The organism is Algoriphagus sanaruensis (assembly GCF_001593605.1).
Taxonomy (GTDB): Bacteria; Bacteroidota; Bacteroidia; order Cytophagales; family Cyclobacteriaceae; genus Algoriphagus; species Algoriphagus sanaruensis.
In genome coordinates this window covers 2,042,947-2,058,442 of the sequence record NZ_CP012836.1, presented here as the reverse complement: position 1 = coordinate 2,058,442, position 15,496 = coordinate 2,042,947, and the positions used below count along the sequence as shown (strand labels likewise).

The 15,496-nt window shown below is 41.8% G+C and carries 15 protein-coding genes; 11 read left to right on the top strand and 4 right to left on the bottom strand.

Annotated elements, in window-relative coordinates:
• The first annotated feature begins 88 nt into the window (after nt 1-88).
• Nucleotides 89-526, top strand: coding sequence for a hypothetical protein (locus AO498_RS09060; protein ID WP_067546322.1), 438 nt, complete (start codon nt 89-91; stop codon nt 524-526).
• On the opposite strand, the gene AO498_RS09055 is transcribed toward AO498_RS09060, so the two are convergent.
• The gene (locus AO498_RS09055) at nt 486-1,115 is read right to left on the bottom strand and encodes a histidine phosphatase family protein (RefSeq protein ID WP_067546319.1); all 630 of its coding nucleotides are present in this window, start codon (nt 1,113-1,115) and stop codon (nt 486-488) included. The two genes, AO498_RS09060 and AO498_RS09055, sit on opposite strands and share 41 nt — an antisense overlap.
• Before the next feature lie 53 nt (nt 1,116-1,168).
• On the opposite strand from AO498_RS09055, the gene AO498_RS09050 reads away from it, so the two are divergent.
• From AO498_RS09050 to menD, 3 genes are read left to right on the top strand one after another with little or no spacing between them, the layout of a single operon-like run.
• Complete coding sequence (locus AO498_RS09050) at nt 1,169-1,591, top strand: hotdog fold thioesterase (RefSeq protein ID WP_067546316.1); 423 nt, start codon at nt 1,169-1,171, stop codon at nt 1,589-1,591.
• On the top strand, nt 1,588-2,802 hold the full coding sequence (locus tag AO498_RS09045) for a chorismate-binding protein (RefSeq protein WP_067546313.1): 1,215 nt from the start codon (nt 1,588-1,590) through the stop codon (nt 2,800-2,802). Before AO498_RS09050 ends, AO498_RS09045 begins: the two co-directional genes overlap by 4 nt.
• On the top strand, nt 2,799-4,487 hold the full coding sequence (gene menD / locus AO498_RS09040; RefSeq protein ID WP_067546310.1) for a 2-succinyl-5-enolpyruvyl-6-hydroxy-3-cyclohexene-1-carboxylic-acid synthase: 1,689 nt from the start codon (nt 2,799-2,801) through the stop codon (nt 4,485-4,487). Before AO498_RS09045 ends, menD begins: the two co-directional genes overlap by 4 nt.
• A 49-nt stretch (nt 4,488-4,536) precedes the next feature.
• Here menD and AO498_RS09035 read toward each other — a convergent pair whose 3' ends face one another.
• Nucleotides 4,537-5,403, bottom strand: coding sequence for a LysR family transcriptional regulator (locus AO498_RS09035; protein WP_067546307.1), 867 nt, complete (start codon nt 5,401-5,403; stop codon nt 4,537-4,539).
• A gap of 177 nt (nt 5,404-5,580) precedes the next feature.
• On the opposite strand from AO498_RS09035, the gene hutH reads away from it, so the two are divergent.
• From hutH to hutG, 4 genes are all read left to right on the top strand, one after another.
• Nucleotides 5,581-7,146 carry a histidine ammonia-lyase gene (gene hutH / locus AO498_RS09030; RefSeq protein ID WP_067546303.1) on the top strand — a complete coding sequence of 522 codons (1,566 nt, stop codon included), beginning with the start codon at nt 5,581-5,583 and terminating at the stop codon, nt 7,144-7,146.
• A 25-nt stretch (nt 7,147-7,171) separates the two neighbouring features.
• Complete coding sequence (hutI, locus tag AO498_RS09025; protein WP_067546301.1) at nt 7,172-8,422, top strand: imidazolonepropionase; 1,251 nt, start codon at nt 7,172-7,174, stop codon at nt 8,420-8,422.
• A gap of 45 nt (nt 8,423-8,467) precedes the next feature.
• A complete protein-coding gene (locus tag AO498_RS09020; RefSeq protein WP_067546300.1) occupies nt 8,468-10,477 on the top strand; it encodes a urocanate hydratase in 2,010 nt (669 codons plus the stop codon).
• Nucleotides 10,478-10,548: 71 nt separating this feature from the next.
• Entirely contained in the window at nt 10,549-11,505 is a 957-nt protein-coding gene (gene hutG, locus AO498_RS09015) for a formimidoylglutamase (RefSeq protein WP_067546297.1), read from the top strand.
• A gap of 104 nt (nt 11,506-11,609) precedes the next feature.
• Here hutG and AO498_RS09010 read toward each other — a convergent pair whose 3' ends face one another.
• On the bottom strand, nt 11,610-12,446 hold the full coding sequence (locus AO498_RS09010; RefSeq protein WP_067546294.1) for a 1,4-dihydroxy-2-naphthoyl-CoA synthase: 837 nt from the start codon (nt 12,444-12,446) through the stop codon (nt 11,610-11,612).
• A gap of 95 nt (nt 12,447-12,541) precedes the next feature.
• Here AO498_RS09010 and AO498_RS09005 point away from each other — a divergent pair, with 95 nt between their 5' ends.
• On the top strand, nt 12,542-13,606 hold the full coding sequence (locus AO498_RS09005) for an AMP-binding protein (protein WP_067546292.1): 1,065 nt from the start codon (nt 12,542-12,544) through the stop codon (nt 13,604-13,606).
• Nucleotides 13,600-14,025, top strand: coding sequence for a DUF2141 domain-containing protein (locus AO498_RS09000; RefSeq protein ID WP_067546289.1), 426 nt, complete (start codon nt 13,600-13,602; stop codon nt 14,023-14,025). The genes AO498_RS09005 and AO498_RS09000 overlap by 7 nt, the downstream gene beginning before the upstream one ends.
• Here the strand turns inward: AO498_RS09000 and AO498_RS08995 are convergent.
• Nucleotides 14,022-14,633, bottom strand: a complete 612-nt coding sequence (locus AO498_RS08995) for a 2OG-Fe(II) oxygenase (RefSeq protein ID WP_067546286.1) — start codon at nt 14,631-14,633, stop codon at nt 14,022-14,024. The genes AO498_RS09000 and AO498_RS08995 overlap by 4 nt on opposite strands.
• 66 nt (nt 14,634-14,699) lie before the next feature.
• Between AO498_RS08995 and AO498_RS08990 the strand changes: the two genes are divergently transcribed.
• Nucleotides 14,700-15,467: a hypothetical protein gene (locus AO498_RS08990; protein WP_067546284.1), complete on the top strand. Its 768-nt coding sequence runs from the start codon at nt 14,700-14,702 to the stop codon at nt 15,465-15,467.
• Nucleotides 15,468-15,496 lie beyond the last annotated feature (29 nt).

The following is a 15,496-nucleotide window of genomic DNA, read 5'->3' as shown; positions in this document are numbered from 1 at the left end:
CCGATTAATCGGGGATTTTTTTTTTGACCAAGAGAAGATTCTCAAACAATATTGACTTGGCCTGACTTTTATTTTTATATTGACGGCTATGAAAAAGTTAGCAGTACTATTCTTCTTTCTGACTTGCTGCTTCTCAGGATTTGCAAAAGATCCTGAGCCTAAAACTTTTTTACTTCTTTTTAAACAAAAAGATCTCAAATCTGCTAAAATCAGTCTTTCCCAGATTGAGGCTCAATTTTCTTCTTTCTTTGAGACCAAGTCCTACGAAGGCAATTCCGAACTCGCACTTTTCATCGAAATCCCCTTTTCCAATTTTGATGAGTGCATGATGGGTGAATTTTTGATCAACCTCGGAGCTGATAAGATTCAACTGCAACAGTTGGCTTTTCGAGTGTATGACCTCACTGAAAACAAACAGTTAATCACTCAACTGATCGCTCATTCCGAGGATGATTCCACTCCAAAAAAGAAAACCTCTAGGGGAGTTAAAGCGCCTTCAACTTTTGTAAGTGCTCCAGGTCATTAAATTTTTCAACTACAAATGACCCGTCTTCCTGCTGATTAAGTAGATAAAGACATAGATTATGATGTTCAAATTGATCCATATCCTTAAGATCTTTTTCCAAAATCAAACTCAGAAATATTCGCATCGCACGACCATGCATGCACACTAAAAGAGTTTCTCCAGGACCTTGAAGCAACTTGGAAATCCCTCTTCTGATTCTTTCTGCTACCTGATTTGGGCTTTCTCCTCCAGCAATTGCGTAATCCAAATTTCCTTGTTGCCATTGATGTAGCATATGCTGGTAATATTCCCCTTCTTCGGGGGTCATTGGAGTTCCTTCAAAATCACCCCAAGATATCTCATTAAGTTCCGGAAGTGCTTGTGTCGGAATCCCCAGATCAATAAATCCTTGAATAGATTGCTTGGTTCTAATAAGTGCAGTATGATATAATTGGTCAAAGGCAACCTTATGATATGACTCAAAAAATGCCTTCGCTTGGGCTTGTCCTGTAGCATTAATAGGCGCATCTATCCCGCTACCCTGAACTACCCCCTGAAGATTAAAATCGGTTTGACCGTGTCTGACTAGGTAAATTTTTTTTCGGTTCAAGTTTCTTTATTTTTGTCCAAAGCCCAAATAAACTTCATTTAGCCCAGATTCTAATGGTTTTTGTTTCCAAACCCTCCCTAGAACAGTTAAATACGCCTCGAATTTCTTCCATGGTTGACCACCTTGGAATTAAATTCACTGCAATTGGGAATGATTTTTTGGAAGCTACAATGCCAGTGGATCATCGAACCATACAGCCATTTGGCCTGTTACATGGAGGAGCTAACGTTGCATTGGCAGAGACTCTAGGAAGTGTCGCTGCATCATTGACCCTTGATTTAAATCAACAAATTTGTGTGGGTCTAGAAATCAACGCTAATCACCTAAAATCCGTACGAGAGGGTGTAGTCAAAGGGATTGCAAAACCAGTTCATCTGGGAAAATCCACCCAGGTATGGGAAATAAAAATATATAACAATGCCGATCAGTTGTGCTGTATCAGCAGAATTACGATGGCAATTTTGGATAAAAAATGAATTTAACGGATACCATTCCTGCAATTTCACATCTAGAGGCGATCCAAATGCTCCTACATCATGGGCTCCTTTCAGGTGGCTCTTTTGCATTATGGAGAAAGCCTCGAACCAATACCGTGGAGTTTATCTTGGATGATCGTCAAGAACCCAATCGAGTAGAATTAAATCTGGAATCACTTCCTGCAGGCTTTATTTTACATCCCTTCGCAGATCAAGAAGACCGAAAAGGATTTTTTATCCAAGCCAACCAATATTTTAAGTTTGACCTAGCTAGTCCAATAGTGCCTGAGGAATTGCCTTCCTGGGTTCAATCCAATTTGGCAAATTCAGAAAGTACCAAAGCGAGTATTGAAAAACTACTCCGAATTCAAATCTCAAGATTTGAAAATAGCACTTGGGGAGGGAGTCAAAAAGAGGAGTTTATTTCCTTGGTCAACTCAGGTTTGGAAGAAATTGGAAATGGGAATCTTGAAAAAATTGTACCTGCGCGAACCAAATCTCTTCCCTTACCGGAGGGTTTTGACCTGGCAAAAACATTTTTTGAACTCATCGAATCCTATCCAAATTCATTTGTAAATTTTTTCCATGTCCCTCAATTGGGAACTTGGATGGGCGCAACACCAGAGGTACTGATCGAAACGAAAGGTGACTTTTTCTTCACTATGGCGTTGGCAGGAACTCAAGCGGTGAAAGGAGACAACCCCAATAAATCCGCAGCTTGGACTCAAAAAGAAATTGAAGAGCAGGCACTGGTGAGAAGGTATATTGTGGACTGTTTCAAAAAAATCAGGCTTCGAGAATATGAGGAACATGGGCCTAAAACCATACAGGCTGGAAATCTTCTCCACCTACGGACAGACTTCAAAGTAGACATGAAATCCACAGGATTTCCCCAACTGGGTTCTGTCATGCTGGATCTCCTCCACCCTACTTCTGCCGTTTGTGGGATGCCAAGAAAGGAAGCCCATGAATTTTTGAAGGAAAAAGAAAAGTTTGACAGAAGCTTTTTCGCCGGTTTTATTGGTCCAGTTAATATTGAATCCGAGACTTCCATTTATGTCAATTTAAGAACTGCCAACTTTCAAAACGATCAGGTAATTCTATTTGCGGGAGCTGGGGTTACTGAAGATTCAGACCCAGAAAAAGAATGGGAGGAGACAGAAATGAAGTGCGATATCATCGGTAAATTCATCAAAAATCAAAGCGCTTGATCATTCAGCCTATTCTCGATTTGGTGGCCATCTGTGCCAAAAAAGGCATACAAAATGCCATCCTCTCTCCAGGTTCGCGTTGCGCTCCTTTGACTTTGGCATTTGCCCGACATCCTGAAATCCATGCTCGAACGATTCCAGATGAACGAGCGGCTGCATTTATCGCTTTGGGAATGGCTCAACAGTTAGGTCAGCCGGTGGTGCTAGTTTGCACTTCCGGCTCTGCAGCGTTAAATTACTTTCCTGCCATTTCAGAGGCCTTTTTTCAACAAATCCCTCTTTTAATTTTAACAGCAGATCGACCTACTGAATGGATTGATCAATGGGACGGACAGACGATCTTCCAAGAGGAAGTCTATGGAAAACATGTCAAAAAATCATTCCGATTTCCGGATTCCTTTAAGCAAAAAGATCAGGTTTGGCATGCAGGAAGAATCGTGAATGAAGCCATCAACTTAAGTAAGCAATTTCCTGCTGGACCTGTTCATATCAATATTCCACTTCGCGAACCATTTTATCCTACAGAAGGAGAAAAATTTGAATACCCTGAAATTCCACGAGAATTCACGCTTGTGACAAGCCAGACTCAACTGAGTGAGGAGAGCCTAAGACACATTAAAAACCGCCTTCAAGAGGTAAAGCGATTAATGATTGTTCCTGGTCAACAAAAACCAAATCCACAACTTCAAACTTTGCTTGATCAACTTGCCAAAAACAAACAGGTGGTGATTGTTTCAGATTCGATTTCAAACCTTCAAGGTGAGCAGAGCATTTCACTTCATGATCATTGGTTAGGAAATGAAAAGCGACATGCAGAGCTTGTTCCAGATCTCGTGATTACGTTTGGAAAATCAGTGATTTCGAAGTCGCTCAAGCAATTTCTGCGGAAACAATCCTGTTCTCATTGGCATATTCAGCCCGATGGGCAATCTAAAGATACCTTTCAACACCTGACACGAATCTTGGCTTGTTCACCCATGGGCTTTTTCACTTGGCTCTCGCAAAACCTACCTACTCAAGAGGGTAATTTTGCACAAAATTGGATGAGCTTAGAAAAAAGAGTACAGGCTGCCTTACCCGAAATATTTGAATCGGTTGAGTTCGGAGAATATCTAGCCTTGCATCGAGTTCTGAAAAAAATACCTCCATTCTCTAAGATTCATTTAGCCAATTCAATGGCGGTTAGGTACGTGAATTTTCTAGGAAAAAGGAACCAAGAAATCATCTGCAATAGAGGCACAAGTGGCATCGATGGAAGCAATAGCACCGCGGTTGGTTGCACATTTACGACCAAAGAACCCGTAACGCTGATCACTGGAGACATGGCTTTTTTCTATGATCGCAATGCATTTTGGCACAACTACAACATTCCCAACCTCCGGGTTATCCTATTGAACAATCATGCTGGAGGAATTTTCAGGATCATTGATGGACCATCAAAGCAACCGGAATTAGAGGAGTTTTTTGAAACTTCCCAAAAGTTAAATGCATCCCACTTGGCTGCAGAATTTGGCTTTGAGTATAGCTTAGCCAAAAATCAGGACGAATTGGAAGCGGCTTTATTGAATTTCTACACCCCCAGCTTGAGACCAAAAATCATCGAAATAGAATCCTCAAGTCCTAAAAATGTGGAGATTCTAAAGCAGGTAAAAGAAAAGGTGAAAAGTGTACTTGGGGAATTTTAAAGAGTTTGGATTACCAACTATCCTCCCCAATTCTACACGCTCAAATTCATTAAACGATCTCAAGAACTTTCCCCAAAACAGGGTTTCGATTGTCAGGTTTCCAAATCACAGATAACTCCGTAAATCTGGAAGTCCCAGGAATTTCCATAAATCGGACGTTCAAATCATATCCTTCCTTCAAGGAACTGGGGACAATAGCTACGCCGAGTCCGTTTTCTACCAATCGGAATATGGTCAGTGCATGAACCGACTTGTGTTTTATTCGCGGTGAAAATCCCGAATCTCGACAGATTCCTAAGATTTGTTCGTAATAGAAATTCGAATAATCTGAAGAAAATAGAATAAAAGACTCGTTGGCAAATTGACCGACACTGGTGAAATTTTTCACAGTAACCGGATGGTTAACAGGAACCACCAATGAAAACGTATCCCGATAAACTGACTTCATTTCTAATTCATCTGGCACAGAAGCCATGCGAACAAAACCTAAATCCAACTTATCTTTTTGAATCATTTCCACCTGAACTTGATTACTCAGTTCTTCTAGGCTCGTCGTGACTTTGGGAAAATTCTGGTTAATTTTTTTTAGCAATTCGGGAAGTACCTGATTGGATGCAGAACCCAAAAATCCAATTCGAAGCTCTCCTTCCCTTCCATTTGCGATTTGTAAAAGTTGCTGTTTAGTTGTCTCTAAATGATTCAAGACAAAGTCGACTTCTCCCTTTAAAAACTTCCCAGCAGCTGTAAGCTCCACATGTTTTTTATCTCGTTCAAAGAGCTGAACTCCCAATTCTTCCTCCAGTTGTTTGATCTGCCTACTAAGCCCAGGTTGTGAAATAAAAAGTCGATCTGCTGCTTTTCGATAATTCAACTCATCCGCTACTGCCTGAAAATAATTCAGGTGCCTTAATTCCATTGATGCTCTACAGTTATCATTTATTGACAATAATAGTATCAAAAAGCATCAAAAGAAAGAAGTAATTTTACTGAACCTTTGAGGTCTTGCAGACCTCGAAGGTTTAATGAAATAAGATTTTCAACATCTATTCAAAACCTTCCTGGTTTTTTAGAAACCCTTAAGATTAACTCAACCATGAATATCTTCCATTACGGACAAGACAAACTCAGCGCTTCCATCGCTCTTGGATTGGCCAGAAAAAAAATAAAGGGAATTCTAAGCCCAGAGACCCTCCAAAAAATCCAAACCTCTGCTCAAGCTGTAGAAAAAATAGCTCAAGGCGATGCCATTGTTTATGGAATCAACACGGGTTTCGGGCCACTTTGCACGACCAAAATCTCAGCATCAGACACAAAAACCCTTCAAGAAAACCTCTTGAAAAGTCACGCGGTAGGAGTAGGCGAATCCGTTGATCTTGAAATATCCAAGCTAATGCTGGTGCTGAAAATCCATGCTTTAGCCCAGGGATTTTCCGGAATTCGATTGGAAACCGTGGAGCGAATCATCTGGATGTTGGAGAAAGACATCATTCCGGTGGTTCCGATTCAAGGTTCAGTTGGGGCATCGGGTGATTTGGCACCCTTATCACACTTGTTTTTACCCTTAATCGGTTTGGGAAAAGTTCACTTCCAAGGTAAAATGGAACGAACCGATACGGTTTTGGACCAATTCGACAAACGACCCTTGCAGCTTGGTCCAAAAGAGGGACTTGCCTTAATCAATGGGACTCAGTTTATGGCTGCCCATGGTATCAAAGTGGTAGAACGATTATTCAATTTGCTTTCACATGCAAATATTAGTGGAGCCATGATGCTTGAAGGACTTATGGGATCTGTAAAGCCTTTTTCAGCAGAACTTCATCAACTCCGGCCTTATGCTGGAAATAAGCATGTGGCCCAAACGATCTTAAACCTGCTGAAAGACTCAGAAATCGTCGCATCTCATCTTCACTGTACGCGAGTTCAGGACCCCTATTCTCTCCGGTGCATGCCTCAAGTTCATGGGGCTAGCTGGAATGCTTACTTGCATTTGAAGAATACATTAGAAATTGAAATTAATTCAGTAACTGACAATCCGGTGGTATTTGATGCAGAGCATACTATTTCAGGAGGTCATTTCCATGGACAACCCATTGCCTTACCCTTGGACTATGCAACACTTGCAGCATCTGAAATTGGAAATATTGCCGATCGTAGAATTTATCTTTCCATCGAAGGCGACACACCGGGTGTTCCAAAACTATTGCTGAAAGAAACGGGACTTAATTCAGGCTTAATGATCCCGCAATACACCACAGCAGCCTTGGCTTCGGAAAATAAAGGCCTTTGCTTTCCGGCTTCCGCAGACTCGATCCCCACCTCACTAGGGCAAGAAGACCACGTGAGTATGGGAAGTATTGGTGCTCGCAAAGCCCTCAGAGTGATTGAAAATGTAGAAAAGATTCTTGGCATTGAACTGTTTTATGCCGCTCAAGCCATGGATTACCATGCTCCGCTGAAGTCAGGAAAAATCATGACCGCTCTTTATAATCGAGTCAGGCAGGACATTGAACCGATCGTTTCAGATCGCATCATGTACGAGGACATGGAAACTGCAATTGACCTCGTCAAATCAGGAGAGCTGATCGAATTAGCCAAAAGAATAGCAGAATCAGAAGGTTTAGCTTTTGAAACAGAATGGAGTAAAGTTTTTAGTTATTAATAAGGCACACTCAGGAAATCTTCCAATGAAAAAGCTAAAATTAATCGGCCCGATTACCCAAGTAGTGACTTTGAACGGTCTACCTGTAAAAGGACCGCTAAAAGACGATCAATTAGAAATCATTGAACAAGCAGGAATTCTGATCGATGGACCAACAATTCTACAAGTAGGAAACTGGGAAAAACTTCATCGGCAATTTCCTAAGGAAGAAATTATTGAGTTGGCCGGTGAATTTGTAGCTCTCCCCGGGTTGGTGGATTGTCATACCCATCTTTGTTTTGGAGGAAGTCGGGCCAAGGATTTTGCGATGCGAAATTCGGGAAAAACCTACCTCGAAATCGCCCAATCTGGAGGCGGAATTTGGGATACGGTGACACAAACTCGGAAACTAAATCAATCCGAATTAGCTCAAATCACTGCCAAAAATGCCAATCGACACCTTTCTGAAGGAGTGACTACCATCGAGGTAAAAAGTGGATATGGGCTTTCAGTGGATGAAGAATTAAAAATGCTTAGGGCTATCCATGAAGCAAAGAGTCTCTCTCAAGCCACAATTATTTCCACATGTCTTGCTGCACATATTAATCCCAAGGATTTTACTGGTTCAAACTCCGAATACTTGGAGTTGATTTCCAATGAACTTTTCCCGTTTCTAAAAAAGGAAAAGCTTAGCAATCGGATAGATGCCTTCATCGAAAAAAGTGCTTTTTCATCTGAAGAAATCAATTCCTATTTCCGAAAGGCCATGGAAATGGGATTTGACCTCACTGTACACGCTGATCAATTTACGACCGGTGGTTCCAAGTTGGCCGTAGCATTCGGAGCTCAATCAGCAGACCATTTAGAAGCTTCAGGAGAAGCTGAAATTGAAAACTTGGCCAAGTCTGCAACTATTGCGGTAGCCCTGCCAGGCGCCTCCATTGGATTAGGTTGCTCTTTTACTCCCGCCCGAAAACTCCTTGACCAAGGGGGGGCTTTAGCAATTGCTTCTGATTGGAATCCTGGATCAGCTCCCATGGGTGATTTATTGGCTCAAGCATCGATTCTAGCCACCTTCGGAAAACTCGGCACAGCAGAAGTTTTCGCAGGAATAACCTTCCGAGCAGCCGAAGCCCTTGGATTGCATGATCGCGGAAAATTAGTTGCAGGTCAACTTGCAGATTTTATCCTTTTCCCTACTTCAGACTACCGAGAGATTCTGTATCAACAAGGGAAGATGAAGCCGGAAGAAGTGTGGAAGAAAGGAAGCCGAGTGATTGGAAAATTGGAAGATTGAAAAATTAGAAAATTACCTGAAGTCAAGCCTTTAACTCTCAACAAAATGAACTTTCAAGATCAAATCATACAAGGAATCCCTTCAAATCTTCCTCCAAAAAAAGACCGGAATCCCTCCTTTTCTCATGCTCCAAAACGCAAAGACATTCTTTCAAATGAGGAGAAAAAACTGGCAATAAAAAATGCATTACGATACTTTCCTTCGGATTGGCATGCAACATTAGCCAAGGAATTTTTAGAGGAACTCAAAGAATACGGCAGAATCTATATGTACAGATTTATGCCGGATTATGAAATGTTTGCACGTCCGATTACGGAGTACCCTGCTCGATCTAAACAGGCTGCGGCGATTATGCTCATGATTCAAAACAACCTTGATCCCGCAGTAGCTCAACACCCTGAAGAATTGATAACCTACGGAGGAAATGGAGCCGTGTTCCAAAACTGGGCCCAATATCTCCTTACCATGAAATACCTATCAGAAATGAACGATGAGCAAACCTTGCACATGTATTCCGGTCATCCGATGGGACTTTTTCCTTCCTCCCTGGAAGCCCCGAGAGTCATTGTAACAAATGGTATGATGATTCCAAACTATTCTAAACCAGATGATTGGGAGCGATTTAATGCACTTGGTGTAACGCAATATGGCCAAATGACCGCGGGATCCTACATGTACATCGGCCCTCAAGGAATTGTACATGGAACAACCATTACGGTCATGAATGCATTTCGGAAAAAATTGGGATCTGGGCAAACTTCCAGAGGTAAACTTTTTCTAACGGCAGGACTGGGAGGCATGAGCGGAGCACAGCCCAAGGCAGGCAATATCGCCGGCTGTGTAACGGTTTGCGCAGAAGTCAATCCTGCAGCTGCTAGAAAGCGTCATGCCCAAGGCTGGGTAGATGAATTGATCGAAGATTTGGACCAATTGGTGCAAAGAGTTAAAAATGCAAAGGAAGGGGAAGAAGTAGTTTCGATCGCTTTTTTAGGAAATGTGGTAGATGTCTGGGAGCGATTTGATGAAGAAAACATTTTTGTTGAACTCGGTTCAGACCAGACATCCCTTCATAATCCTTGGGCCGGTGGATACTATCCAGTAGGCCTTACATTCGAAGAAGCCAATCAACTTATGGCTGAAAATCCAATCGCCTTTAAAGAAAAAGTCCAGGAATCATTACGAAGACAAGCTGCAGCAATTAATCGACATACCGCCAAAGGAACTTACTTTTTTGATTATGGGAATGCCTTTTTGCTTGAGGCATCCCGAGCAGGTGCTGATGTTTTTTCTCCCAATGGACTAGATTTCAAATACCCAAGTTATGTGCAGGATATTTTAGGCCCTATGTGTTTTGATTTCGGATTCGGTCCATTCCGATGGGTTTGTACCTCTGGCAACTCAGAAGACCTTAGAAAAACGGATCAACTCGCAGCTACTGTTCTCAGGGAAATCCAAAAGTCAGCTCCCCAATCCATTGCACAGCAATTACAAGACAATATTATTTGGATAGAAGAAGCAGAGAAAAACAACTTAGTGGTGGGTTCACAGGCTAGAATCCTCTATGCCGATGCGGAAGGTCGGGCGAAAATTGCAACCGCCTTTAATCAAGCTATTGCATCTGGTGAAATATCTGCTCCAATTGTTTTAGGGAGAGATCATCATGATGTGAGTGGTACAGATTCCCCCTATCGGGAAACCAGCAATATTTACGATGGCAGCCGATTCACAGCTGATATGGCTATCCATAATGTAATTGGTGACAGCTTCAGAGGAGCTACTTGGGTTTCCATTCACAATGGAGGAGGTGTAGGTTGGGGAGAAGTAATCAACGGAGGATTCGGACTCGTTTTGGACGGCAGTCAAGATGCGGAGAGAAGGCTAAAATCCATGTTGTTTTATGATGTGAACAATGGGATTTCCCGTCGCGCATGGGCCAGAAATGAAGGGGCAATGGAAGCCATTCAGCGGGAAATGGAACGAAATCCAAGACTTAAAATCACTGTCCCAAATCTAGTAAATGAGCAGGTTTTTGATCAAATTTTTAATAACCTATAAACTCTATAGGTTTATTTATATTTTGAATGTATTCTTGCATTTCAATTACACAATAAATTCGATTCCCACCTATGAACCTTCACCAAAATCCTTCCCCCTACCATTGGTCTGGACGTAAATCAGACTCAATTGACTATTGGCATCAAGTAGTCCAAACACAAGCTAATTTGAACTTAGTAAAGAGCTCAGACCGAAAAGTGGGGATTCTGGGATATGCCGGTGAAGAAGGAGTCATTCGAAATCAGGGTCGGTTGGGAACATTGGAAGGACCAGCAGCTATACGAAAGATGCTGGGATCGGTAGCCTATCACCTTCCAGACAATTTGCCGATTCTGGATTACGGAGATATTTTCACGATCAACCAAGACCTTGAAGCTTCTCATCAGGCTATTTCTACTATTACCTTGAATATGCTGAGAAGCCATCATTTCCCGGTACTATTAGGTGGTGGACATGACTTGGCATACGCTCATGGGCGGGGAGTTCAACAATACATTTCTGAAAAAGGTGAAAAACTCGGAATCATTAACCTAGATGCTCATTTTGATTTGCGTCCATTAGCTGATGGAAAGGCACATTCTGGTTCTCCGTTTTTGCAACTTGCCGAAGAATTCCCGGATAATTTCCATTACCTCGCCTTAGGTATTCAACGAGCAGCAAACCCAAAATCCCTTTTTCAAACTGCTTCAAAATTAAATGCGCGATACCTCGTCATGGAGGACTTTCGTCTCAATAATTGGGAATATATCGAGGAGCAAATAATATGGTTTTTGGACTCGGTAAATAAGGTTTACCTCAGCATCGATTTGGATGGATTTTCATCTGCATTTGCACCTGGTGTTTCCGCTCCTTCTCCGATGGGTTTCAATCCCCAAATAGCTTTTAAGGTTTTTGAATTGATCGCGAAAAGTAAAAAATTGATCAGCCTAGACGTCGTAGAACTGAATCCGAAATTTGATCAGGACAATACCACAGCTCGGCTTGCTGCTCGTTCTATAGAGTATATTTTGAGGAAAGTTTTGGGATAATCCACCCGAAAATCTCAAAGAGCAGTTTCCAAATTTCATAACCTACCTACAAAAAAATAGAGGCTGAGTTTTCAATTTCAGCCTCTATTTTTACTTGGCCTAAATCAAGGTATCCATTTGATATCCTTAAAGTTTGGCTTTCTCTTTTCAAGAAATGCATTACGACCTTCTTTTGCTTCTTCGGTCATGTAAGCCAGACGTGTTGCCTCCCCTGCAAAGACCTGCTGACCTACCATTCCATCGTCAGTTAGGTTCATCGCAAACTTCAGCATTTTGATGGAAGTTGGTGACTTAGCTAAAATTTCTTGCGCCCATTCGTAGGCGGTATCTTCAAGCTCTGCATGAGGAATGACAGCATTAACCATCCCCATATCGAATGCATCCTGTGCAGAATAATTACGGCCTAAAAAGAAGATCTCTCTTGCCTTTTTTTGACCGACCATTTTGGCCAAATATGCCGATCCATAGCCCCCATCAAAGCTGGTCACATCTGCATCGGTTTGTTTAAAAATTGCGTGCTCTTTACTGGCTAGAGTAAGATCGCAAACGACATGCAAACTGTGTCCTCCTCCTACGGCCCATCCTGGTACCACTGCAATCACCACTTTTGGCATAAAACGAATCAAGCGTTGTACCTCGAGGATATTTAATCGATGATACCCATCATCACCTACATACCCTTGATGACCGCGAGCTCGTTGATCTCCACCGGAACAAAAAGCCCAACCTCCATCTTTTGGAGAAGGTCCTTCTCCAGACAATAAAATGACCCCAATAGAGGTATCTTCTTGTGCATCGTAAAATGCGTCATAGAGTTCAGCTGTAGTTTTTGGACGGAAGGCATTTCGTACTTCGGGGCGATTAAACGCTATTCGAGCTACTCCGTCGCACTTTTTGTAGGTGATATCTTCGTATTCTTTGGCGGTAATCCAGTTGATCATGATCGTTTGGTTTAAAAATCACATTTTTGTGCAAGATAACCCTCTCCTGCGGAATTTGTTATCTCTTTGAAGTCAATCTAACTCGGCTGTTTTTGATGTTTAAGCTTCATTTTGAAAATCAAGTCTTTGTTACTGTCAATGATTTTGAGAAAATAAGTCTGGCTTTGCCCGATTATGCCATCGCAGCTTTTTCTTTTTGCAAAAGCTGGCTTCAAGGAGAACACCATTTTACCCAATTCACCTCAGGCTCAACTGGCATTCCCAAGGAAATTTCGCTTTCTCGTCATCAAATGATAGCAAGTGCTCGAGGAACGGGGGACTTCTTTGGAATTGACTCCAACTCAATTCTCCTTTGTTGCTTAAACCCTTCCTTCATTGCGGGAAAAATGATGCTGGTTCGGGCGATGGTTTGGGATTGTGAAATCTACCTAGTTGAACCGAAAGCCAATCCCTTGCTCGGCCTAAATCAGACTTTCGATTTTGCAGCCATGGTTCCACTTCAAGTCGAAACTACACTTCAAGATTCTGATTCCTGTGTGAAATTGAAGGAAATCCGGAATCTGATCATCGGGGGTGCTCCTCTTTCCACTTCCCTTAAATCGGAACTCGTAAATCAAGGAATTTCAGCCTGGCAGACTTTTGGGATGACGGAGACGGTTTCGCATATCGCTCTGGCTAGGATTTCGGAAAGCGAACTTCTCTATCAAGCACTTCCTGGCGTTGAAATTGGGCAAGACGATAGAGGCGCTCTTTGGGTGAAATCAAGCAAGAGCGGAACTGATCCCATACAAACCAATGACCTAATTGAACTTAGGTCAATAAATTCTTTTATCTGGTTAGGAAGAACGGATTTTGTGATTAACTCTGCAGGGATCAAGTATAGCCCGGAATTATTAGAAGAAAAGTCCAGGCTAGTATTGGAAGAAATTTATCCCGGAACCTCTTTCTTCTTTTTCGGAGAAAAAGACCCTAAACTGGGTGAACAAATTGTCCTAATTCTAGAAGCAACCGAAAACAGTCGGTTAAAAATCCTAAAAGAACGTCTAAAAGAAGTTCTTCATAAATATGAAATGCCTCGAAAATTCTATTTCAGCAAGCATTTTGCAAGGACTGAAAGCGGAAAACTAAACCGAATTCAAACCTTTAATTCTTTATGCTGAATTGGCTTTTTATTCTTTCAATTTTAGTCCTGAACCTGAATACTCAAGGTTCTATTCCGGAGATAATTCTTCAGGTCAAACATGCGAATTCGGACGAGGGTTGGATTCGAGTCTTAGTATTTTCGGACCCTAAAGGATTTCCAGACCAAATCGAAAAAGCAATGAAAAGCTATTCGATCAAACCAAAAAACAAGTCTATTGAACTTGATTTATCAGATATTCCCGAAGGAAGGTATGCGATCACAGCCATTCATGACGAGGATGGCAATGGAAAATTAACCACCAATTCTTTGGGCTACCCCCTTGAAAAATATGGCTTTTCCAACAACCCCAAAGTCTACTTTTCAAGTCCGAGTTTTGAAAAAGTTGCCATACAGGTTGGAAAAACCAGCAAAAGGATTTTGATCAACCTTCACTAGTCGATATTTCTAAGCCATCCTGTAATCGAGATTCGCTCCTTTTTGGTCGGCAAAACCTCATGAGGAATTTCACCACTTAAAAACACAACAAGCCTACCTCCAAGAGGAAGAACATCCTGGACATGCTCTGTTCCATCTTCTTGAGGAAAATACATGCGTAAAGCACCTTCATCCTCATTTGACCAAGAGTCATTTAAATAAAGAATCACCGTAACCACACGATGCGGAACAGCATGGAATTGATCCAAATGGCGTTTGTAAAAAGACCCGATGGGATATCTTGCAAAGTGTCCTTCAAAAGATCTTAAGCCTAAAAAACAACGTTGGTTGAGGACTTGCCGAATCTGATCAATTCTTTCCCAATAGCTAGCCTGCAAAGGGCTTAGATTATCCGAATCCATCCATAACACCTCATCACTCCGAATTTCTGTGCGGACTTGCTTTTGATCTCCCTTTCCCACCGCAGCATTTCGGAAAATCCCTTTTTCCAATAGTTCGGTCTGTTCTTTTAACAAAGCTTTTCGAAATCCAGAATCAACAAAATCATCAACAATCACATACGAATTTTGATAAATCTCAGAACTGATCCGATCCAATAGCTCTTCCATGTCAGTGGGTTTAAAGCTGCAAAATAACCACTTAATTACGCGAAAAACCATACTTTTGTCCCCACTATGCATCCAAATTCTGCGAAATCCATACCTACTGGGATTGTCCTTGAATATGATTCAGGGATTATTCCTCCACCCTATAGCCACGTTTTTAGACTCGCTTTAGATTGGAGTAAAGGTTCCCTTCAAGTTCAATTGGACCTTCATTACACCGACCGAGACGAATTATCCGAACAGGAAATTTTGGATGAGGGCTTCACCACTCAGGATGACTACAGCTACCAAGGCGCCCTAAATAAAGTTTGGATCAAACCAGTTCAGGAACTGATAAGTCAAACCAAATGGACTAATAAACCATTGACTGAAGGTGGCATCTATGCTATTCTTGATGAAAATGGGAAATCAGGTGTTTCGAAAACTCCTGCCAATCAGGACGAATGGCAACTGATGGCACAGGACTTAATTCAGGCGATTTATGAATCTGTCAAAAAAGAGTTGCCATTAAAGGTAAGTTACCGTCTTGTTGATTCTTCTGATCAGATCGACTGTAGTCTGACAGTCCATTTTGCCGATCGCCAAGTGATTTTTGAAAAAAACGGTAAGGATAGAATCATCCATTGGGAATACGCAATTCAATTGATGAAAATGATTTTTACGCCAGATTATCATTATGAATTGGCAAAGGAAACTCCCGGATCTAAGCGAGGAGCTTACATCGAGTGCGGAGATGGGTATTGGCATGAGCTTGGAAAAGGCGTGGTTAATATCGACCCATCATTTGATGCAGTTGGAAAAATCAAATCTGGATTTGAGGAATTAATTCGGGATTAAGGATTAACACTTGCAATTCCGCGCCTGAT